This is a genomic window from Pseudomonas sp. UBA5666 (assembly GCF_002420785.1).
GTDB lineage: Bacteria > Pseudomonadota > Gammaproteobacteria > Pseudomonadales > Pseudomonadaceae > Aquipseudomonas > Aquipseudomonas fulva.
This window is the reverse complement of sequence record NZ_DIIQ01000041.1, coordinates 49,394-69,397: the sequence shown is the minus strand read 5'-3', so window position 1 is coordinate 69,397 and position 20,004 is coordinate 49,394. Positions and strand designations below refer to the sequence as shown.

The window sequence follows — 20,004 nt, the reverse complement described above, 5'->3', positions numbered from 1 at the left end:
CCGGCCTACGGCCTGATCGGCCGCCTAGGATAGCGCCACTGGTCGCCAACGTGTGAGCCCGCTACAGTAGCAATCTTTGACCGACGCGAGCTTCGTGCATGAATCTACTGCGCCCTACCCTGCTGACGCTGGCCTGCCTGATGGCCCTGCCTGGCCATGCTGACGACCTGCCGTCGCTGGGTGACGCCAGTTCGGCGATCGTCTCGCCCCAGCAGGAGCACCAGCTTGGCCGCGCCTGGCTGAGCCTGTTGCGCGGCCAGGTCAACCAGCTCAACGACCCGCAGCTCAAGGACTACGTGGAGACCAGCGTGTACCGCCTGGCCGAAACCAGCCAGTTGCAGGACCGTCGCCTGGAATTCATCCTGATCGACAGCCGCGAACTCAACGCGTTTGCAGCGCCAGGCGGCATCGTGGGTGTCAACGGCGGGTTGTTCCTCAATGCGCAGACCGAGGGCGAGTACGCCTCGGTACTGGCGCACGAACTGGCGCACTTGTCCCAGCGTCACTTCGCCCGGGGCATCGAGGCACAGCAGCGCATGCAATTGCCGATGATGGCGGCGTTGCTTACTGGTATCGTGCTGGCGGCCGGTGGCGCGGGGGATGCCGGCATCGGCATGATTGCCGGCACCCAGGCGGCAGCGATTCAGGAACAGCGCAGGTTCTCCCGGCAAAACGAGCAGGAAGCTGACCGCATCGGCATCCAGAACCTGGAAAAGGCTGGCTACGACCCGCGCAACATGCCGACCATGTTCGAACGCCTGGCGCGTCAGTACCGTTACGACGCCAAGCCGCCGGAATTTCTGCTGACGCACCCGGTAACCGAGTCGCGTATCGCCGACACCCGTAACCGAGCCGAGCAGGCGCCGAAAGGCGGTGTGGAAGACAGCCTGCGCTATCAGCTGATCCGTGCCCGGGTAGCGCTGACGTATGAGGGTACGCCGGGGCTTGCGGCCAAGCGTTTTCGTGCCCAGCTCGACGAAGACCCCAAGCTCGATGCGGCGCGCTATGGGCTGGCGCTGGCACAGATCAAGGGTGGTCAGCTCAACGAGGCTCGGGAGATGCTCAAGCCGCTGCTGGCCAAGGCGCCCAATGACATTACCTACAACCTGGCGCAGATCGACCTGGATATCACCAACAATCGCCTGGCCGATGCACAGCAGCGGGCCGAGCGTATGCAGGGGCTGTACCCGGGTAATTACCCGCTCAAGCAGGTGCGCGCCGACCTGTTGGTCAAGCAGAACAAGCCGGCCGAGGCGGAGCAGGTATTGAACGACCTCATCAAGAGCCGCCCGGATGATCCGGATGTGTGGTACGACATGGCCGAGGTGCGAGGCTTATCAGGCAATACCATCGGCCTGCACCGGGCGCGTGCGGAATACTTCACCTTGGTGGGGGACTTCGATCAGGCCATTCAGCAGCTCGACTATGCCAAGCGCCGCGCTGGGGGGAATTTCCCGCTGGCTTCGCAGATCGACCAGCGCCAGCGAGAGGTCCTGGAGCAGCAGCGCATGGTGCGGGAGATGATGGGACGCTGAGGCGTTCTAGGAGCTGGAGCGGAACCGCTCACAAGGCTTAGCAGCCCGCCTGTGGGAGCGGTCTCGCCGGGGCGCCGGACCGCTCCTATAGAGGTTTTTCTACGAGGGTAATTGCGCCAACATGAGCGTTTAAGCCAGCGCTTGCCTCACGCGTTCCCGGAAAGCTTCAACCTGGCCGCCTGGGTGAAATCCAGCATCCGGTTCAGCGGCTTGATGGCTTTGGGCACCAAGGCTGGGTCGACGAAGATCTCGTCGCCGCCATTGCGCAGACAATCGAGCACGCGCTCCAGCGTATTCATCGCCATCCACGGGCAGTGGGCGCAGCTGCGGCAGGCCGCGCCGTTACCGGCGGTGGGGGCTTCCACAAATACCTTGTCCGGGCACAGCTGCTGCATCTTGTAGAAGATGCCGCGGTCGGTGGCGACGATGAAGGTTTTGTTCGGTAGCGTCTGGGCAGCCTTGATCAGTTGGCTGGTGGAGCCCACGGCATCCGCCAGGTCGATCACCGACTCCGGCGACTCGGGATGGACCAGCACCGCAGCGTCCGGGTACAGGGCTTTCATGTCGGCGAGCTGACGCGACTTGAACTCCTCATGAACGATGCAGGCACCGTCCCACAGCAGCATGTCGGCACCCGTCTGCTTCTGGATGTAGCGACCCAAATGCTGATCGGGGCCCCAGATGATGGTCTCGCCATTGTCCATCAGGCTTTCGACGATCTCCAGCGCGCAACTGGAGGTGACCACCCAATCGGCCCGTGCCTTCACGGCAGCGGACGTGTTGGCGTAAACCACCACGGTACGCTCGGGGTGCTGGTCACAGAAGGCAGAGAATTCTTCGATGGGGCAACCCAGGTCGAGCGAGCAGGTCGCTTCGAGGGTGGGCATCAGCACGCGCTTGTGGGGCGTAAGAATCTTGGCGGTTTCGCCCATGAAGCGCACGCCTGCCACGATCACGGTCTCGGCAGGGTGCTGCTTGCCAAAACGAGCCATTTCCAGCGAGTCGGACACACAGCCGCCGGCTTCCTCCGCCAGGGCCTGGATGACCGGGTCGCAGTAGTAATGAGCAACCAGCACGGCATTTTGCGCCTTGAGCTCGGCAGCGATGGCCGCACGGTATTCGGCCTGCTGCTCGTCTGTCAGCGGATTGGGCTGCTTGGCGTCAAGGTGAGCCTGAACCAACAAGCGTTCGGAAATCTGGGTCATGATCGCTGGACCTGCAGGCGCGTGCGCGCATCAAATCGAGTGTATCACCCGGCCCTGACAGATCGGCTAAGGGCGCCGGACGGCGCAGGCCGCCACGGCCCTCTGCGGGCGCGGATTATTATGGAGGCCGAAGGCTACAGAGAAACCCGAGATTTCTAAAGCGGTTTTTATCCAACCCATACCTGCCCTCGCGCCAGCGGCCCAAGGGCAGGTAGCGCCGGGCTGTCAGCGCTGCGGCGAGAGCATTGCCAGCTGCGTGTTAACGAACGCGGCAAAGGCTTCGAGCGTCATTTTTTGGCCGTTGAAATCAACCATGCCATCGGCGTAGTGCAACGCGCTGATCACTTTATCGCCCTCCACCGTGGCCAGGCCGCTTTGCACGGCCATCAAACCGACCATTTCCCCTGCCTGGCCAGACTGCGTAGCGATGGCCTGGGCATCGGTCTGACCGTCGAGCAGCGCTTGCAAGGTGGCCAGGTCCCCTAGCATCGGCTTGGACAAGGACAGCTTGCCGGTGACCTGCGTCACCATCTGCTTTAGCGCCTGATCTTGTGGCAAGTCGAAGGAAGACGGCGCATCGAAGTCCATTGCCACATTGAAGTGACTCTCGCCATTGGCGGTCTTGAGGCTCAAGTCTTCGAGCGCCACCTTGGGTTTTGCCGCCAGCAGCGTGCGCAAGTCGCCCTGGAACTTGGCCTTTTCGGCTTCGGTCATGTTGATCTGTGGCGCCGACTGCCCGGCAGTTGCCGCGGCCTCGAACTCAGGCAAATGCGCTGCATACCAGTTGCTCAGCGCTTGCAGCGCGGGCGCATGGATGGACTTGAAGCCGACGATCATCTGGGCCTTACCGACCGCTCGCCCATCCCAAGTGATGTCCCCGAGTTTGTATTCAACGCGCCCGCCAAAGGTGTCGGGGCCTTCGAGGCTTTGCAGGGTACTGAGCTCGCCCCCTTTGATGACCAGCGCCTGTTGCCTGGGCCCGAGAGTGACCTTGGTCTCTGCCAGATACAGGTCAGCGTTGCCCGTGAACAGGTTGTCATGCGCAGTCGCCGCCAGCTTGCCACCCAACTTCAGCCCATTGAGTTCAAAGATGACGGGCGGCTGGTCTTCACTTACCAGTTTCATCAGGAAGTGGTCGGCCTCGCCATGGAAGCGCGAATCCTTGCCATCGCGATCCCCGCTGACCCCAAGTTCCATGCCCGAGAACGCCAGGCTGGTGCCGTTGGCATCGTCGAGCTTGACCGGCGCCAGGTGAACCTGGCTGTCGACACTGCCGCCGTACCCCATGCTGGTCTGGGCGCTGAACGGCACGCGGTCACCGGCTGCTGCGTACCAAGGCGCCGTGACTTCGTCCTTGTCCAGCGTGGTATTGCTCAGCGCCAACACTGGCAACAACCTGAGGGTCTTGACGCGAGACCATGGGAACGGGCCGTGCTCGATCTGATCGGTCACGCCTACATCAAAATTTACCACCTGTTGGCTGTTGGCATGCACATCGCGAGCGATCACACGGTAGTGTGCCGTGCTGCTGAACCAACGCTGGTCCAGCGATACCAACTCGATGCGTACGCTACCACCTGTGTTCACCAGTGACTTTTGCAGCTGCGCGTTGCTCAGGGCCAAGGCATGGTCCAGCTCACCCGGCAGTTGCTTGCCGGTGTACCAGGCTCCGCCAACGACCACTGCGACAACGGCCACCGCTACGCCGGACAGGATTGCTACTGAAGTCTTCGTCATGAATTAAACCGATTGATGTCCATAAAGGCTCGCACATCGCCTGCGCAGCCAGGAAAATGCAGCATATCACCGAAGGCCAGGATGATTGGCGGCCGCGCCACTGGAAAGGCAGGGCGGCCCGTTGGACAGTCCCACTTCAAAGATGTCAATTTTTACGAACACGCTTATGTCATTTGCATTCACAAAAACGACGTTAGAAACGCTTGAGTTTGCGGTTTTATCGATAAAAATCGCGCATTCGAAACACCTTGTCATGTTTAACTTGACACCCAAGACCCTATCGTTTTTTATTTTGATCACTTGCGTGATCCAGTCACGCCTCTGCTGCTCCAACATAAAGGTGAACAATATGGAGCCCACCCGCTCGCCGCTGCTGCCTGCGCCCTTCGCTGTGCCTGTCTTTCAAGCCCTCGCCCAGGAGCCCCGTCAGCATGCAGCCTGAACCCAACGCACCCGAAGCCGGCCAACTGCGCAAGACCTTGCGTTTGTGGCATGTGATCATCATTGGCCTGGCGTACCTGACGCCCATGACCGTGTTCGACACCTTCGGCATCGTGTCAGGCATCACCGCTGGGCACGTACCGAGCGCCTATATACTGGCCCTGGCCGGCATCCTGTTCACGGCAGTCAGCTACGGAACCCTGGTCAAGCGCTTTCCCCAGTCGGGATCGGCCTACACCTACACCCAACGTGCCATCAATCCACACGTGGGCTTCCTGGTAGGCTGGTCTTCCTTGCTGGACTACCTGTTGCTGCCCATGGTCAACGCCTTGCTGGCCAAACTGTACCTGTCTGCCATGTTCCCCGAGGTGCCACAGTGGGTCTGGGTCGTGGCCTTCGTGTCCCTGATCAGCCTGATCAACATGCGCAGCATCAATCTGGTTGCGCATTTCAACCTGCTGTTCGTTGGCGTGCAGGTGGCGATCATCGCGGTGTTCATCTACCTGTGTGTACGCGGGCTGGACCAGGGCGAAGGCCTGGGCACCGCATGGAGCCTGTTGCCCTTCGCCGACCAGCAGACCCACCTGAGCGCCCTGGCCGCTGGTGCAACCATTCTGTGCTTCTCATTCCTGGGTTTCGATGCGGTCACGTGCCTGTCCGAGGAAACGCGCGACCCAGCCAAAACCATACCGCGGGCCATCTTCCTCACGGCATTGATCGGCGGCGTTGTATTCATCACCGTTTCCTACTTCATTCAGGCCTACTTCCCCACCATGGCACGCTTTCACGATCAGGAAGCGGCGCTGCCTGAGATCGCCTTGTATGTCGGGGGCAAGCTGTTCCAGTCGGTCTTCATCGCGTGCACGGTGATCAACACCATCGCCTCGGGGCTGGCGTCGCAGACCAGCGTGTCGCGCCTGCTATATGTAATGGGCCGTGACAAGGTCATACCCGCGAGCGTTTTTGCGCGGTTGCATTCACGCTACAAGACACCCGTACTGAACATTGCCGTGGTGGGGGTGATTTCGCTGTCGGCCATCTTCTTCGACCTGGTCACCGCCACCTCCATCATCAACTTCGGTGCATTGGTGGCGTTCAGCTTCGTCAACTTGTCGGTAATCAATCACTGCTACCTGCGAGAGGGCAATCGCCGAGGGCTGGCCAACCAGCTGAAGTACCTGGTACTGCCCACCACAGGCTTTTGTATCATCGTTTCGCTGTGGCTGGACCTGAACATGCACTCGCTGCTGTTCGGCGGGGTCTGGGCCACGCTGGGCCTGGTGTACCTGGCCTGGTTGACCAAGGCGTTCAGAGCGGCGCCGCCCAACTGTATCGCCGAGGGATGACGCGTACCGACCATGCACAGCTCAAACCCACCCGGTTTCTTCGATATCACCAGTGAGCAGGGCCTGCTGCGCACCTCGATCGCGGTCACCCTGTTCATCGCCAGCATCGGCATTGCCTTTGGCTTGGCATCGGGCTCGTTTTCCATCGTGTTCGACGGCGTCTACTCGCTGGTGGATGCCAGCATGAGCGGGCTGTCGTTGATGGTGGTCAGGCTGATCACTTCCCATGCCAGCAGCCTGCAGATGTCGCGCAAACTGCGCGAGCGCTTCACCATGGGCTTCTGGCACCTGGAACCGATGGTGCTGGCACTCAATGGCATCCTGCTCAGCGGTGTTGCCATCTACGCCCTGATCAACGCTGTGAGCAGCCTGCTGGAAGGTGGACGTCATCTGGAGTTTGGTATCGCCATGGTCTATGCGGCGCTCACCGTCACCGCCTGCGTGAGCATCGCGGTGATCGAGGGCAAGGCCAACCGCAAGCTGCGGTCGGACTTCGTCGCCATGGACGTGAAGGGCTGGGTGATGTCCGCCAGCATCACGGCGGCGCTGTTGATCGCCTTCTGCTTTGGCTATGCCGTGCAGGGCACATCGCTTGAATGGGTATCGCCCTACATCGACCCGGCCGTGCTGGCACTGGTCTGCCTGGTGATCGTACCCTTGCCAATGTCGGTCGTTCGCCAGGCGTTGGCGGATATCTTTCTCGTCACGCCGGGCGATCTCAAGCAGCACGTAGACGCGGTTGCGCAGGCCTTCGTCGAACGCCATGGCCTGCAGTCCTACCGCGCCTATGTGGCCAAGGTGGGGCGCTCGCGGGAGATTGAGCTGTACTTCATCGTGCCGCCGCAGATGGCGGCCAAGACCATCGAGCAGTGGGATGCCTGGCGCAACGAGATCGGCGAGGCCATCGGCGGCGAAGGGCCCAATCGCTGGCTGACGGTCGTATTTACCGGCGACCCCGAGTGGGCCGAATGAGCATCAGGACTCAGCCACGCAGGCGTTCGATCAGCGGCAGCGCTTCGATTTCAGGGCGGGCAAAATAGTAACCTTGCATCAGCTCGATACCCAGCGCGGCCAACGCCTGGCACTCGGCTGCTGTTTCCACGCCCTCAGCGACCAACAGAATGTCCAGCCGCCGCGCCACCAGCACGATGCCTGCCACGATCGCCTGACGCACCGGGTCGGCGCCAAGGTTGCGTGTCAGCGCCATGTCCAGCTTCAGGAGGTCCGGTTGAAACTCGGCAAGCAGGTTCAGGCCCGAATAGCCTGAGCCGAAATCGTCAATGGCCGTGGTGAAGCCCTGCCGGTCGTACTCGCGGAAAATGGACTTCAGGTGTTCGGTGTCCTCGACCCGTTCGCCTTCGGTCACTTCGAAAATCAGCCTGTCGGCCGGAAAATCGAACTGCCTGGAGGCCTCGAGCGTCGCGCGGATACAGGTGGCGGGGCGGTACACGGCGTTGGGCAGGAAGTTGATGCTGAGCTTGCAATCCTGCACACGGTTGAGCCCAAGCTCGGAGGCTTTTTCGATGGCCTTGACCCGGCAAGCCTGGTCGAAGCGATACAGGTTATCGGGTGTGACCTTGGCCAGCACCTGCGCAGCCCCCTCCCCCCCGACACCTCTGACCAACGCCTCGTAGGCGTAGGGTTTACCCGAAGGCTGGTGAACGATAGGTTGAAAGGCCATTGTGATGCCGAACCCCAGGTCCGCCATCTCACGGCATTGCTTGCAACCTACAGCTTCGAAAGGCTGCGCAAAGATCAAATCGGCCATGGTGTCTCCGGCAGCTTGATGAAGAGAAAGTAGCGCTGGGATAACACGATCGTGAGAACGTCAAAACAGCGTTGTTGGCAATTTGACAGCATGGCTGGCGAGAGGTGCGGTGCGCAAGGTTGATGACCCGACAAAAAGCCCCGATAGGTTGGATTTATTGGGCTCAAGTGGGCAACTCGGTACACTGTCGCCCGATCTAACATCTGACGACATGGACAACTTCGACATGACTGTCTTCACCCACCGGGGCGGCGAGTACCTCACCGTCGATGATGCACGCCTTTACTACGAACAACTGGGTGCAGCCGACGCACCCGCGTTGATCCTGCTACATGGCGGCCTTGGCCATATTGAAAGCTTCAATGCCATCACCCCGCACTTGGCCCGCCGTTGGCGTGTGATCGGCATCGACAGCCGCGGCCAGGGCATGTCTACCCTAGGCGGCGCACCACTCACCTATGCGCGCATGCAGCACGACGTAGAGCGGGTAATCGATCACCTGGCGCTTGAACGCGTCACCCTGATCGGGCACAGCGATGGCGGAATCGTCGCGCTGCGCATGGCCGCCTCGCAGGCCGTCACGGTCGATCAACTCGTCACCATTGGGGCTCACTGGGCGCTGGGAGAGAACGACCCTGCGCGGGCCCTGTACGAAGGCATCACCGCCGCGAAGTGGCGCGGCCTGTTTGCCGACGATGTGGCTCGCTATGAGGCGATCAACCCGCAACCGGACTTTGCAAGGTTGCTGGAGGCCGTCCGAGGGTTGTGGCTAGATGACAGTGAGCACGGCTATCCCGCAGCCAGCGTCGGGGGCATTACCGCGCCATTGCTGGTGGTGCGTGGCGATCGTGATCGCCTGGTTTCACGAGCCAATGCACTGGAGTTGGTAGAGCAAGTGCCTGGGGCGCAGCTGTTGAACTTGGCACTGGCTGATCATTCACCTCATGAAACGCATCCGCAATGGCTATTGCCTGTGATGGAAGCTTTTTTAATCAATGATGAAGGGGGGCGAAATCGGTAATCGCTCAACGAGCATTCGCCCGGTGCCTGCCTCCCACTGCCGGGCTACGCCTTGGGCGCCATGTCAATGACCGCACAGCGACCATTGGCCCTGACTTTCTGCACCACGTGCGCCCTGTCGACAAAAACGTTGATCTCGCAACTGCCTGAGTGCTCGACATCCTGCCAATACTCGCGGTGCACCAATTGGCCATTTTCAGGGCCGGTATAGGTGCCCGCAGCCTCCCGGGAAATATACGTGCTGTCGCGCACGTACCTGAGCACCACCATGTCCTGATCAGGCGCCACCATGATGACCCTGGGCACGCCAAAGTAATCGATCAGCTCGCCGACCGGGCGGCCTTTCCATGCACTGGTTGCCTCCAGCGACGAGCATCCGCCAAGCAGGACAGCGCCCAGGCATAACACAAGCAGACGGATCATGGCTTCTCTCCTTGGTGGACAGTTACTTGGCAGGCATCTGAGTGAAGGCGTCATCGATCTGCCTGATGATCTCGGCCCTGAGCGCCTCGCGTGTCAGTATCTCGAATAGCTTCGGGCCAGAGCGGCTCAACTCCGAAGCTGACATTACGCCCAAGTGCTCCATCTTGAGGGCTTGGCGCTCAGCTGGCTTACAGATGAAATCACGGCTTTGCGCCAACCACGGTTGTTGATCGCCCTGCCATTGGTTGGAGAACTTGGCCTTGCGCAAGGTATTGGCCACGCTGCTGAAGTCGAGCGCTCCTGTGACACGAGCCCGCTTGTTCTTGCAGTCGACTTCGACGTCGTAGACCGTGAAATCGGGCTTGCCGGGCTGCTGGTCAAACAGATAGACGCCGACGGATTTGACGCCGCCGGGGCGCTCGTAGATGTTTCCGGGGTCGCCGTCTACAAGGTATGCCTTGCTCTTGCCCAGGCTGGCTTGATGATGAACGACCCAGTAGTCGCCCTTCGGGGCATTGTCCGCGTGGACGGGTAAGGCGCCTAACAGGAGTGCAAGCGACAGCAGGTGTTTCACTGGGGAGCGCATGACTGGCCATCTCTCTGCCATTACTTAGACAGAGAATTTTCCCATCCGCAGTATTGGGCAAAGGGCTATCTAGTACACCTGCACTAGGGAGTCGCCCGTTGAGACTTCATCAGAGGGCACTTGCATGTAGAACACTGCCTGTGAAAAAGGCAGAGTCTCTGCCAGGCAGGCCATAGGCCAAGCGCTTTGACCAGAAACGAAAAAGCCCGCCGATAAGGGCGGGCTTTTCGTACAGATTTCACACAGAAGCGAGCTGACTGCTCGATTCATACGGTTGCTAGACTTGGCGCTGACCCTGTGGTCTAGCTGAAGTATTCGCAACCGCTGCGAAGATGGTGGGTCGTGTAGGATTCGAACCTACGACCAATTGGTTAAAAGCCAACTGCTCTACCAACTGAGCTAACGACCCGTTGGATGGCGCGTATAATACTGATTTCTATAGAGAAATCAACACCCCTCGGTAAACTTTCTTAAAAATAGCGCGTCGGGTCCGCCACGGCGGCTGCCTTGAAGCCCTCAGCCCGCAGGCGGCAGCTGTCGCACTTGCCACAAGCACGCCCGTCGTCATCAGCCTGGTAGCACGATACGGTCAGGCCATAGTCGACCCCGTGCGCCACGCCGGCCTGGACGATCTGGGCTTTGCTCATGTTCTGCAAGGGTGCCTGAATGCGGAAACCCTGCCCTTCGACGCCTGCCTTGGTGGCCAGGTTGGCCATGCGCTCGAAAGCTTCGACGAACTCGGGGCGGCAGTCCGGGTAGCCGGAATAATCCACGGCGTTGACCCCGATGAAAATGTCACGGGCTTGCAGCACTTCAGCCCAGCCCAGCGCCAGCGACAGAAACACCGTGTTGCGCGCTGGCACGTAGGTCACCGGGATACCCTCGCCCGGCGTTTCCGGCACATCGATGCTGCTGTCAGTCAGGGCCGAGCCACCGATGCCATCCAGGTTCAGCCCAATCACCTTGTGCTCTACCACGCCCAGGTCCTGGGCGACCCGTGCAGCGGCGTTAAGCTCGGCGCGGTGACGCTGGCCGTAATCGAAGCTCATGGTATAGCAGGCATAGCCCTGGGCCTTGGCCATGGCCACTACCGTGGCCGAGTCCAGGCCACCGGACAGAAGAATTACTGCGCGTTTATCAGTCATGTCTCACTCTCTTGCTCAGCGCCCAGGTTCGTCGTTCCACAACAGCTTGTGCAGCTGAAGTTGGAAACGGACAGGCAAGTTGTCGGCAACGATCCAGTCAGCCAGGTCAGTGGCGCTCACCTGGTGGTGGCTCGGCGAGAACAATACTTCGCCGGCGCGCTCGGCCAGGTTGTACTGGATCAGCTTGGACACCGCCCAGTCGTAATCTTCGCGAGAGCAGATGACGAACTTGACCTGGTCGTTGGGCGTCAGCTGCTCAATGTTCTCATAGCGGTTGCGGTGCGATTCTTCCGAACCCGGGGTTTTCAGGTCGACGACGCGGCTGACACGGGTGTCGGTGCCGGCGATATCGAGCGCGCCGCTGGTTTCCAGCGAAACCTCGTAACCGGCATCGCACAAGCGCTGCAACAGGGGCAAGGCGTTAGGCTGGGCAAGGGGCTCACCGCCCGTCACGCAGACATAGCGCGGCTTGAAGCCAGCCACCTGTTCAAGGATCGAATCGAGGCTGCGCAGTGTGCCGCCACTGAAGGCATAGGCGCTGTCGCAGTATTGGCAGCGCAGGGGGCAACCGGTGAGCCGCACGAATACCGTGGGCAGCCCAGCCGTTCGTGTTTCACCCTGCAATGAGTAAAAGACTTCGGTGATGCGTAATGTATCTTGCATGATCGCCACGGGCGTGACAGCAAAACAGGCTGCCCGCCTCCGTCAGGCACTGGCACGGACTCGACATAGCGTTATCCGTGACAGCGTGTTTACGAAAAAAGGGCGGTGATTCTAACGAAAAAACCCGCGCCAGGCGCGGGTTTCTTTCGAACGGCAGGCAAGCGCCGCATCACTTCACAGCTTTTGCAGGTCTCGTTGCGCCAATTGCGCAGCCGATGTGCCCGGATATTGGGTCACCACCTGCTGGAGAATACCCTTCACCTTGTCCGTGTGACCGAGACGACGCTCGACATCGGCCAGCTTGTACAAGGAGTCTGGCACCTTGCTGTGCTTGGGGTACTTCTGGCTTACCTGAGCGAACGCCTGGCTTGCACCCTGCAGGTCACCTTTGGCCAAGTTCACTTCGCCCAGCCAATACTGTGCATTACCGGCATATTGGCTGTTGGGGTACTTGCGCAGGAAGGCGTTGAACGCCTGGCTGGCCTTGTCGAAGTCTTTTTGCTTGATCAGGTCGAAGGCGGCATCGTAGTAGAGCTTTTCCTTGGCCGGATCACCGGGCTCGCTACTGGCGGCCGGTTGTTGGGCAGCAGCACCGGCTGCAGCCCCCGCGGCGGCGCCAGAGGCACCACCGGCGGAAGAATTGTCAGGGGTCGCGGCAGGCGCGGCGCCACTGTTGATGCGACGGTCCAGGTCCTGGTATCGCTCCAGGTTTTCCTGCTTCATGCGAGACACATCGTTTTGCAACTCTTCGATGATGCCTTGCTGGCGGGAAAGCTGATCCTGCATCTGTTGCAGCTGCATGAACAGCTGGCCCTGTGCAGAGGCAGGGGCCGAAGCCCCTGACCCGGCATAGGCGCCGCTCGTGCCATAACCCGCAGGCGGATAGCTGCCTGTGTTGTCATCTACTACAGGGACTGCAGCCCACGCCGAAAGGGGCAGGCTGAGTGCGAGGACGGTTACTGCACGGCGGCACTTACGCATAGGAACTTACTTACGCAGTTCTACGCGACGGTTTTGAGCCCAGGACTGCTCGTCGTTGCCGGTAGCAACTGGACGCTCTTCGCCGTAGGAAACCACTTCCAGCTGAGCAGGGGAAACGCCCTGCAGAACCAGGTAGCGCTGAACGGCCTTGGCACGACGCTCACCCAGAGCCATGTTGTACTCGCGGGTGCCGCGCTCGTCGGTGTTGCCTTCCAGGACAACGCGGTTGCCGTTGGCTTTCAGGTCCTTGGCGTGAACGTCCAGAGCGCGCATGGCTTCTGGCTTCAGGTCCGAGCTGTCGTATTCGAAGTAGAAGGTGGTGATTGCGCGCAGAGCGGCTTCTTCGCTCAGGGAACCGTCGACTGCGCCGGTGTTGGCACCGTAGCCAGCGTTCGGATCAACGGCGCCAGCGCCTTCACCTGCGTTGTCACCGCCCTTGGAGGAGCAACCTACAGCCACAGCCATGGCCAGAGCCAGCGCAGCGAATTTACCAAACTTCAGCATTTCCATCGTGAAACTCCTAATGAAACCCCAGTGTGTTAAGCAAAACGTATTACGCCGCAATCAGTTCAGGTAAGGGGACCAGGACGGTTCTCTGACTTCGCCTTGAGCGGTAGGAAGTGGGAGCCTCACGCGGCCATTAAGCGACACGAGCATCAAGACTCCCCGGCCCTGCTGGCGGGTGGCGTAGATTAGCATGGTGCCGTTGGGCGCAACAGTGGGAGACTCATCAAGACTTGTTTCCGAGAGAATCTTTACACTTCCGCGTTGCAAGTCCTGAGCGGCAACTTTGAAGTTGGTGAAACCCTGTTGGCGGTGAATCATCACCAGGGTCTTTTCGTCTGCCGAGAGTTTCGGGTTGGCGTTGTAGTTACCCACGAACGTTACGCGCTCGGCGCTGCCGCCACTGACCGACTGTTTGTAGATCTGCGGTTTGCCGCCACGGTCGGACGTGAAGTACAGGGTGTTGCCGTCCTTACCCCAGAATGGCTCGGTATTGATGCCAGGGCCGGCAGTCACGCGGCTGATCTGACGCGAGGCCACGTTCATCACATAGATGTCCGGGTTCCCATCCTTGGACAGCACGAAGGCCAGGCGCGAACCATCGGGCGACCAGGCAGGTGCGCCATTGAGGCCCTCGAAGTTGGTGACCTGTTCACGGCGACCGGTGTCGATGTGCTGAACGAAGATACGCGGGCGCTTCTGCTCGAACGATACATAGGCGATGCGTTTGCCATCGGGCGCGAAGCGCGGCGACAGGATCGGCTCGCGGGACTGCAGCAGGGTCACGGCGCGGGCACCGTCATAGTCCGAACGCTGCAGGGTGTAGCGCGTGTTGTTCGTAGAGAAGCGCTCGGCCGTCACGTACAGCATGCGCGTGGAGAAGGCACCCTTGATACCGGTGAGCTTCTCGAACGACTGGTCGGCGATGTAGTGCGACATGTCGCGCAACTGGTCGGTGGTGCCGGCAACGCTGCCGGTCAGGACCTGCTGCTCGGTGGCAACGTTGAACAGGGCGTATTGCACCTGCAGGCGACCACCGGAGGGCACGATGCTGCCCACCATCACGTACTGGGCACCCAGCGCCTTCCAGTCGCGGAAGATGACTTCGCTGGCCTGGGAGGGCTGGCTGATCATGTTCTGGCGCGGGATGGGCGAGTAGTAGCCGGAGTTGCGCAGGTCGTTGCCGATGATGTCGGCCATGTCTTCAGGCAGCACACTGCCACCCTGAACAGCGAACGGCACCACTGCAATTGGCGTTGCCCGGTCACTGCCACTGGTGACCAGGATGTTTTTTTCCTCTGCTACGGCCATGCCTGCCACGCAGCACAGCATGACCAGCAGTCCTCTCAGACGTTTAATCACAACGCTAGATCCTCAGGTGTAAATGTCATCTTGAACGAGCGATATTGGTTGAAATCGCTCGGCTTCATGCCCTGCATTTCAGTCAGGCGACCGATGTTCTTCACCGCTGCCACCGCCGAGCTGTCATAGGGGCCGTCACCGCTTGACCGGGCCACGCTGACGCTGGTGATGGTGCCATCGGGCAACATGTTGATCTGCAGTACCACCGTCATGCCTTTACGCGCCGATGGCGGGCGAGCCCAGCCTTCTGCCGCGCGCATACGGATCAGGTCGTCGAAGTCGCCGGCCACCTGGTCACCCTGCTCGTCGGCCAGCGCCTGCTGCCGCTCGGTGGTGTCGGACAAGAGCTCGGCCAGGGCCTGTGCCTTCTTGTCTTCAGCCGCCTTGCGAGCTGCTTCCTGTGCCTTTTTCTTCTGGGCATCCGCTGCGGCCTTTTTCTTGGCGTCCTCGGCTGCCTTCTTCTTCGCCTCTTCGGCCGCTGCCGCCTTCTTCTTGGCGTCTTCGGCCGCTTTTTTCTTCGCATCCTCGGCGGCTTTCTTCTTGGCCTCCTCGGCAGCTTGCTTCTTCGCCTCTTCAGCGGCCTGCTTCTTGGCCTCTTCTTCGGCTTTTTTCTTCGCTTCTTCTTCAGCCTTTTTCTTGGCGATGTCAGCTTGCTGTTTCTCGGCAGCCTTCTTCGCCTCATCGGCCTTCTTGGCTTCGGCCGCTTTCTTGGCTTCAGCAGCTTTGGCCGTTTCGGCAGCCTTGGCCGCGTCCTCGGCCTTTTTGGCCTCGGCAGCCTCGCGTGCCTCCTGGGCCTTTTGAGCAGCGTCGGCTTTCTTTTGTTCCGCGGCTTTCACCGCTTCCTGCTCGACCTTCTTCTGCTCAAGCTGCTCGACCTCGGTCTGACGCGAAGCGGTTTTCTTCGCTTCCCCGGCAATCTTCTGGTTGGTCTGGGTAGTCGCCTGGCTCTTGGACTTGAGCTGATAGAGCGTAGCCTGAACGATCGGCTTGGACGGTGGCAGTTCAGGCGTCATGGCAAAGCTTGCGAACAGCATGCCAAACACCAGCACATGCAGGCCGATGGCCCAGACACTGGGCCAGAAGTAGCTTTCCGAGGCAGAGGGCTCTCGCTGTTGCATCAGGGTGCCTCGGTAATCAGGCCGACGTTACCGACACCGGCTTTCTGCAGCCCGCCCATGGCACCCATGACCGCGCCGTAGTCCACCGCCTTGTCGCCACGGATGAATACCTGGGTCTGTTTGCCCTGGTCGCGACCGGCCGCGATGATCTTGGTAACGGCGTCGGTCATGGCCGGCAAGGTCATAGCCTTGTCCATTTGCTTGTCGGTATCGACTTCGCTGCCAAGGTTCCAGTAGTAGGTCTTGTCGGCCTTGATGGAAATGGTGAGGATCTGGACGTTGTTGTCCTGCGGCAAGGCTTCGCTGGAAACCTTGGGCAGATCGACCTTCACGCCCTGATTGAGCATGGGCGCCGTCACCATGAAGATGACCAGCAGCACCAGCATCACGTCGATGTAGGGCACCACGTTCATCTCGGCGACGGGCTTGCGTTTGTGGCGAACTCGGGCCATGGGCTTGTACCTGATTACTCTTCGCTGGTGTGCACTTTGCGGTGCAGGATCGCCTGGAACTCGTCGGCGAAGGTGTAGTAACGGCTGATCAGCGTTTCACTGCGGGCCGCAAAGCGGTTGTATGCGATGACCGCCGGAATGGCTGCGAACAGGCCGATGGCCGTGGCGATCAGCGCTTCGGCGATGCCGGGGGCAACGGTAGCCAGCGTGGCTTGTTGCGCACTTGCCAGGCCGCGGAAGGAGTTCATGATGCCCCACACGGTACCGAACAGGCCGATATAGGGGCTGGTCGAACCCACGGTCGCCAGGAACGGCAAACTCTGCTCGAGCTTTTCTTCTTCGCGGGAGATGGCGACGCGCATGGCACGGCCAACCCCTTCCATCACGGCGTCCGGATCAACGCCAGGTTGCTGGCGCAGACGGGAAAACTCCTTGAAGCCTGCACGGAAGACCTGCTCCACACCCGAGTCCGGGTCCGGGTTGCTGCCTGCCTGACGGTACAGCTTGGACAGGTCGATACCCGACCAGAAGCGCTCCTCGAAAGCATCGAGCGCACGACGACCGGCGCGCAGCATGGTGCTGCGCTGGAAAATCATGATCCACGAGGTGACCGAGGCGGCCACCAGGGTCAGCATCACCAGCTGCACCACAACGCTGGCGTTACTGACCAGACTCCACATGGAGGTATGGTCGACGACGTTAGCTTCCACGCTTATTCTCCTGCATTCGATTGATTACCCGAGCCGTCTGCCGCAAAGGCGTCGCGCAGCTGGGGAGGTATGGCTCGGGGTTTGAAAGTGTCGGCGCGCACGGCGGCGATCAGAAACCGCCCTTCACAAAGCAGTGCGTCGTCCTTTTCCCGCCACACTTGCTGCACGAAGCGCAAGCTGGCGCGATTGAGTTCAAGTACTTGCGCGGTCACCCGCAATTCATCGTCCAGCCGCGCCGGCACGTGGTAACGCGCTTCGCTGGAATGGACCACGAACAGCAGGTTGTCTTCAGCCAGTTGCGACTGGGAAAAGCCCAGGTGCCGCAAGCGTTCGGTGCGCGCGCGCTCCATGAATTTCAGGTAATTGACGTAATACACCACACCACCGGCATCGGTATCTTCGTAATAGACGCGACAACGGTGTGCGAACGGTTCCAGGCCTTTTTGCGCGCGCATACTCTAGTGCTTACTCCTTGGCTTGCCAATCCGCTGTGACAACTGTTTTTTCACTATCGATATCCGGGTGCCATGGCCCCCTGGGCATGCCAGCGGTAGGACCACGAAAAGCGTGTTTCGATCTGTCATTCATCACCCGGCTCGGAAAAATCCGCGCCCTCCCCCAATCGCCCGGGAACATTCAGCCCGAAGTGCAGGTAGGCGTGTCGGGTCACTACACGGCCACGGGGCGTACGCATGATGTAGCCCTGCTGGATGAGGTAAGGCTCAAGCACGTCCTCGATGGTGTGACGCTCTTCGCTGATGGCGGCGGCAAGGTTGTCGACGCCGACCGGGCCACCGTCGAACTTCTCGATCATGGTCAGCAGCAGGCGCCTGTCGGAATGGTCGAAGCCGCGCTCATCGACGTCCAGCAGGTTGAGCGCCATGTCGGCCACGGCCTTGGTGATCTGGCCCTTGCCGCGTACCTCGGCGTAATCGCGCACCCGCCGCAGCAAGCGGTTGGCAATGCGCGGTGTGCCGCGGGCACGGCGCGCGATCTCATAGGCACCGAGGTCCTCGATGACCAGGCCCAGGATGTTGGCCGAACGGCTGACGATGGTCGCCAGGTCCTTGTCGCTGTAGAACTCCAGCCGCTGCACGATGCCGAAACGGTCGCGCAGCGGGTTGGTGAGCATGCCGGCGCGCGTCGTGGCACCGACCAGCGTGAAAGGTGGTAGGTCGAGCTTGATCGAGCGGGCCGCCGGGCCTTCGCCGATCATGATGTCGAGCTGAAAGTCTTCCATGGCTGGATAGAGCACTTCTTCGACGACCGGCGACAGCCGGTGGATCTCGTCGATGAAGAGCACGTCATGAGGCTCAAGGTTGGTCAGCATGGCGGCCAGGTCGCCAGGGCGCTCGAGGATCGGCCCCGAGGTGCTTTTGACCGACACCCCCATCTCGTGGGCGATGATGTTGGCCAGGGTGGTCTTGCCCAGGCCTGGCGGGCCGAAGATCAGCGTGTGGTCGAGCGACTCGCTGCGCCCGCGCGCCGCCTGGATGAACAGTGCCATCTGCTCGCGCACCACAGGCTGGCCAATGTACTCCTCCAGCCGCAAGGGCCGGATGGCGCGATCCTGGACTTCTTCGCGGTCGCGGCCACTGGCAGCGATCAGGCGGTCGGCTTCGATCACTTGGTAATCATCCCCTTGAGGCTGCGGCGAATCAGCTCTTCACTGGAAAGCCCCGACTTGTCCTTGATCGCGCCGATGGCCTTGCTCGCTTCTTGGGGCTTGTAGCCCAGGGACACCAGGGCGCTGACCGCATCCGCCTCGGCGCTGGACTCGCTGGCGGCCGGCAATGGCCCATCGGACACCAGCGCGAACATGGCCGGGGACGTTTCCCAAGCCTTGAAGCGGTCCTTGAGCTCGACCAGCAGGCGCTCTGCCGTTTTTTTGCCTACACCGGGTACGCGTACCAATACCGAGGCGTCCTGGGCCTGCACGCAGCGCACCAGCTCATCGATCTCAAGCCCGGACATCAGTGCCAGGGCCAGCTTGGGGCCCACACCGTTGAGCCGAATGAGCTCGCGGAACAATTCGCGCTCGCGCTTTTCGGCAAAGCCATAGAGCAGGTGGGCGTCTTCACGCACCACAAGGTGCGTGTGCACCGTTACCGGCTCGCCGACCTTGGGCAGGCGATAGAGCGTCGTCATGGGGACTTCCAGTTCGTAGCCCACGCCATTGACGTCGATGATGAGGTGCGGCGGCTGCTTTTCCGCCAGGGTGCCGCGCAAACGTCCGATCACGTTTCGATCCTTTTCACGGGGAGCTGCCCGATGGCCGCTCAACCCTATCAGCAAATACGGCAGGCGGACGCTCCGCCTGCACAAAATGTGTATCAGCGCATGAAGCGCTTACAGACGCAAGCGCCCACCGCGCCGACGCGCCGTAGACAGCCCATGGGGCACCAGACTCGAACGGGTGTGGGCATGGCACAAGGCAATGGCCAGCGCGTCGGAAGCATCGATCTGGGGCTTTTGGGTCAGCTTGAGCAGGTGCATGACCATCATCATCACCTGGTCCTTGTTCGCCCCGCCCGTACCAGCCACCGCCTGCTTGACCTGGGTGGCGCTGTACTCGGCGATTTCCAGCCCTGCTTCAGCCGCTGCGACGATGGCCGCGCCTCGGGCCTGCCCCAGCTTGAGGGCCGAATCGGCGTTGCGGGCCATGAACACCCGCTCGATGCCCATGGTCACCGGGCCATGCTGGCCGATGACTTCGCTGACCCCACGAAACACGATCTGCAAACGCTCGTGCAGTTCACCACTGCCTGTGCGGATGCAGCCTGAGGCCACGTACTCGCAACCACGTGCGGTCTGGCGAACAACGCCATAACCTGTGATGCGCGAGCCGGGGTCGATACCTAGAATCAGAGTCATAGCGCCTGTCGTTGAAGTGAAGCGGTGTGCAAACAGTACAGGCCCTTTCGCAGGTCAACCCCCTGGCCAGGTCGCCAGTGCTGCCACCTGTGCCACGGGCGCCCTGCGAAAGGGCCTGTACAAACGCCCGAAGG

At 60.9% G+C, this 20,004-nt stretch carries 21 protein-coding genes and 1 tRNA gene; 4 read left to right on the top strand and 18 right to left on the bottom strand.

What is annotated here, in order from left to right; genetic code table 11:
* The first annotated feature begins 98 nt into the window (after nt 1–98).
* On the top strand, nt 99–1,535 hold the full coding sequence (locus B2Y33_RS17310) for a M48 family metalloprotease (RefSeq protein ID WP_027914231.1): 1,437 nt from the start codon (nt 99–101) through the stop codon (nt 1,533–1,535).
* Nucleotides 1,536–1,681: 146 nt separating this feature from the next.
* Here B2Y33_RS17310 and nadA read toward each other — a convergent pair whose 3' ends face one another.
* Together nadA and B2Y33_RS17300 are read right to left on the bottom strand one after the other, a co-directional pair.
* Nucleotides 1,682–2,740, bottom strand: coding sequence for a quinolinate synthase NadA (nadA, locus tag B2Y33_RS17305; protein ID WP_206405709.1), 1,059 nt, complete (start codon nt 2,738–2,740; stop codon nt 1,682–1,684).
* A 225-nt stretch (nt 2,741–2,965) separates the two neighbouring features.
* On the bottom strand, nt 2,966–4,477 hold the full coding sequence (locus tag B2Y33_RS17300) for a YdgA family protein (RefSeq protein ID WP_028687392.1): 1,512 nt from the start codon (nt 4,475–4,477) through the stop codon (nt 2,966–2,968).
* A gap of 431 nt (nt 4,478–4,908) precedes the next feature.
* Here B2Y33_RS17300 and B2Y33_RS17295 point away from each other — a divergent pair, with 431 nt between their 5' ends.
* Together B2Y33_RS17295 and B2Y33_RS17290 are read left to right on the top strand one after the other, a co-directional pair.
* On the top strand, nt 4,909–6,264 hold the full coding sequence (locus B2Y33_RS17295) for an APC family permease (RefSeq protein WP_027914227.1): 1,356 nt from the start codon (nt 4,909–4,911) through the stop codon (nt 6,262–6,264).
* A gap of 12 nt (nt 6,265–6,276) precedes the next feature.
* The gene (locus tag B2Y33_RS17290; RefSeq protein WP_027914226.1) at nt 6,277–7,236 is read left to right on the top strand and encodes a cation diffusion facilitator family transporter; all 960 of its coding nucleotides are present in this window, start codon (nt 6,277–6,279) and stop codon (nt 7,234–7,236) included.
* Between the two features lie 10 nt (nt 7,237–7,246).
* On the opposite strand, the gene B2Y33_RS17285 is transcribed toward B2Y33_RS17290, so the two are convergent.
* Nucleotides 7,247–8,032: an EAL domain-containing protein gene (locus B2Y33_RS17285; protein ID WP_049696433.1), complete on the bottom strand. Its 786-nt coding sequence runs from the start codon at nt 8,030–8,032 to the stop codon at nt 7,247–7,249.
* 226 nt (nt 8,033–8,258) lie between these two features.
* On the opposite strand from B2Y33_RS17285, the gene B2Y33_RS17280 reads away from it, so the two are divergent.
* Nucleotides 8,259–9,053 carry an alpha/beta fold hydrolase gene (locus B2Y33_RS17280; protein ID WP_241194936.1) on the top strand — a complete coding sequence of 265 codons (795 nt, stop codon included), beginning with the start codon at nt 8,259–8,261 and terminating at the stop codon, nt 9,051–9,053.
* A gap of 44 nt (nt 9,054–9,097) precedes the next feature.
* Here B2Y33_RS17280 and B2Y33_RS17275 read toward each other — a convergent pair whose 3' ends face one another.
* From B2Y33_RS17275 to ruvC, 15 genes are all read right to left on the bottom strand, one after another.
* Nucleotides 9,098–9,475, bottom strand: coding sequence for a hypothetical protein (locus tag B2Y33_RS17275; RefSeq protein ID WP_027914223.1), 378 nt, complete (start codon nt 9,473–9,475; stop codon nt 9,098–9,100).
* A gap of 22 nt (nt 9,476–9,497) precedes the next feature.
* Entirely contained in the window at nt 9,498–10,049 is a 552-nt protein-coding gene (locus tag B2Y33_RS17270; RefSeq protein WP_225806674.1) for a hypothetical protein, read from the bottom strand.
* Nucleotides 10,050–10,394: 345 nt separating this feature from the next.
* Nucleotides 10,395–10,470: transfer RNA gene (locus B2Y33_RS17265), tRNA-Lys, on the bottom strand.
* Between the two features lie 61 nt (nt 10,471–10,531).
* The gene (gene queC, locus B2Y33_RS17260) at nt 10,532–11,206 is read right to left on the bottom strand and encodes a 7-cyano-7-deazaguanine synthase QueC (RefSeq protein WP_181073803.1); all 675 of its coding nucleotides are present in this window, start codon (nt 11,204–11,206) and stop codon (nt 10,532–10,534) included.
* Between the two features lie 15 nt (nt 11,207–11,221).
* On the bottom strand, nt 11,222–11,869 hold the full coding sequence (gene queE / locus B2Y33_RS17255; RefSeq protein WP_206405711.1) for a 7-carboxy-7-deazaguanine synthase QueE: 648 nt from the start codon (nt 11,867–11,869) through the stop codon (nt 11,222–11,224).
* 174 nt (nt 11,870–12,043) lie between these two features.
* Nucleotides 12,044–12,850 (bottom strand): tol-pal system protein YbgF, encoded by an 807-nt coding sequence (gene ybgF, locus B2Y33_RS17250; protein ID WP_028687384.1) that lies wholly within the window; start codon nt 12,848–12,850, stop codon nt 12,044–12,046.
* Between the two features lie 6 nt (nt 12,851–12,856).
* The gene (pal, locus tag B2Y33_RS17245; RefSeq protein WP_023536326.1) at nt 12,857–13,360 is read right to left on the bottom strand and encodes a peptidoglycan-associated lipoprotein Pal; all 504 of its coding nucleotides are present in this window, start codon (nt 13,358–13,360) and stop codon (nt 12,857–12,859) included.
* Between the two features lie 54 nt (nt 13,361–13,414).
* Complete coding sequence (gene tolB / locus B2Y33_RS17240) at nt 13,415–14,686, bottom strand: Tol-Pal system beta propeller repeat protein TolB (RefSeq protein ID WP_023536327.1); 1,272 nt, start codon at nt 14,684–14,686, stop codon at nt 13,415–13,417.
* 26 nt (nt 14,687–14,712) lie between these two features.
* Nucleotides 14,713–15,834: a cell envelope integrity protein TolA gene (gene tolA, locus B2Y33_RS17235; protein WP_033694990.1), complete on the bottom strand. Its 1,122-nt coding sequence runs from the start codon at nt 15,832–15,834 to the stop codon at nt 14,713–14,715.
* Nucleotides 15,834–16,286 carry a protein TolR gene (tolR, locus tag B2Y33_RS17230; protein ID WP_003254760.1) on the bottom strand — a complete coding sequence of 151 codons (453 nt, stop codon included), beginning with the start codon at nt 16,284–16,286 and terminating at the stop codon, nt 15,834–15,836. The genes tolA and tolR overlap by 1 nt, the downstream gene beginning before the upstream one ends.
* A 14-nt stretch (nt 16,287–16,300) precedes the next feature.
* Nucleotides 16,301–16,996 (bottom strand): protein TolQ, encoded by a 696-nt coding sequence (gene tolQ, locus B2Y33_RS17225; RefSeq protein ID WP_027914217.1) that lies wholly within the window; start codon nt 16,994–16,996, stop codon nt 16,301–16,303.
* 2 nt (nt 16,997–16,998) lie between these two features.
* Nucleotides 16,999–17,451 carry a tol-pal system-associated acyl-CoA thioesterase gene (ybgC, locus tag B2Y33_RS17220; protein ID WP_027914216.1) on the bottom strand — a complete coding sequence of 151 codons (453 nt, stop codon included), beginning with the start codon at nt 17,449–17,451 and terminating at the stop codon, nt 16,999–17,001.
* Between the two features lie 125 nt (nt 17,452–17,576).
* On the bottom strand, nt 17,577–18,623 hold the full coding sequence (gene ruvB / locus B2Y33_RS17215) for a Holliday junction branch migration DNA helicase RuvB (protein ID WP_023536242.1): 1,047 nt from the start codon (nt 18,621–18,623) through the stop codon (nt 17,577–17,579).
* Entirely contained in the window at nt 18,620–19,237 is a 618-nt protein-coding gene (gene ruvA / locus B2Y33_RS17210; RefSeq protein WP_027914215.1) for a Holliday junction branch migration protein RuvA, read from the bottom strand. The genes ruvB and ruvA overlap by 4 nt, the downstream gene beginning before the upstream one ends.
* A 108-nt stretch (nt 19,238–19,345) precedes the next feature.
* Nucleotides 19,346–19,870 carry a crossover junction endodeoxyribonuclease RuvC gene (gene ruvC / locus B2Y33_RS17205; RefSeq protein ID WP_023536229.1) on the bottom strand — a complete coding sequence of 175 codons (525 nt, stop codon included), beginning with the start codon at nt 19,868–19,870 and terminating at the stop codon, nt 19,346–19,348.
* Nucleotides 19,871–20,004 lie beyond the last annotated feature (134 nt).

What these genes read in the sequence shown, in the direction of transcription:
- B2Y33_RS17300 (WP_028687392.1), bottom strand. Translation starts at nt 4,477, where the DNA reads ATGACGAAGACTTCAGTAGCAATCCTGTCCGGCGTAGCGGTGGCCGTT.
- ybgF (WP_028687384.1), bottom strand. Translation starts at nt 12,850, where the DNA reads ATGCGTAAGTGCCGCCGTGCAGTAACCGTCCTCGCACTCAGCCTGCCC.
- queC (WP_181073803.1), bottom strand. Translation starts at nt 11,206, where the DNA reads ATGACTGATAAACGCGCAGTAATTCTTCTGTCCGGTGGCCTGGACTCG.
- ybgC (WP_027914216.1), bottom strand. Translation starts at nt 17,451, where the DNA reads ATGCGCGCGCAAAAAGGCCTGGAACCGTTCGCACACCGTTGTCGCGTC.
- B2Y33_RS17280 (WP_241194936.1), top strand. Translation starts at nt 8,259, where the DNA reads ATGACTGTCTTCACCCACCGGGGCGGCGAGTACCTCACCGTCGATGAT.
- ruvC (WP_023536229.1), bottom strand. Translation starts at nt 19,870, where the DNA reads ATGACTCTGATTCTAGGTATCGACCCCGGCTCGCGCATCACAGGTTAT.
- tolA (WP_033694990.1), bottom strand. Translation starts at nt 15,834, where the DNA reads ATGCAACAGCGAGAGCCCTCTGCCTCGGAAAGCTACTTCTGGCCCAGT.
- pal (WP_023536326.1), bottom strand. Translation starts at nt 13,360, where the DNA reads ATGGAAATGCTGAAGTTTGGTAAATTCGCTGCGCTGGCTCTGGCCATG.
- B2Y33_RS17310 (WP_027914231.1), top strand. Translation starts at nt 99, where the DNA reads ATGAATCTACTGCGCCCTACCCTGCTGACGCTGGCCTGCCTGATGGCC.
- B2Y33_RS17285 (WP_049696433.1), bottom strand. Translation starts at nt 8,032, where the DNA reads ATGGCCGATTTGATCTTTGCGCAGCCTTTCGAAGCTGTAGGTTGCAAG.
- B2Y33_RS17295 (WP_027914227.1), top strand. Translation starts at nt 4,909, where the DNA reads ATGCAGCCTGAACCCAACGCACCCGAAGCCGGCCAACTGCGCAAGACC.
- B2Y33_RS17275 (WP_027914223.1), bottom strand. Translation starts at nt 9,475, where the DNA reads ATGATCCGTCTGCTTGTGTTATGCCTGGGCGCTGTCCTGCTTGGCGGA.
- B2Y33_RS17290 (WP_027914226.1), top strand. Translation starts at nt 6,277, where the DNA reads ATGCACAGCTCAAACCCACCCGGTTTCTTCGATATCACCAGTGAGCAG.
- tolR (WP_003254760.1), bottom strand. Translation starts at nt 16,286, where the DNA reads ATGGCCCGAGTTCGCCACAAACGCAAGCCCGTCGCCGAGATGAACGTG.
- queE (WP_206405711.1), bottom strand. Translation starts at nt 11,869, where the DNA reads ATGCAAGATACATTACGCATCACCGAAGTCTTTTACTCATTGCAGGGT.
- tolB (WP_023536327.1), bottom strand. Translation starts at nt 14,686, where the DNA reads ATGCTGTGCTGCGTGGCAGGCATGGCCGTAGCAGAGGAAAAAAACATC.
- nadA (WP_206405709.1), bottom strand. Translation starts at nt 2,740, where the DNA reads ATGACCCAGATTTCCGAACGCTTGTTGGTTCAGGCTCACCTTGACGCC.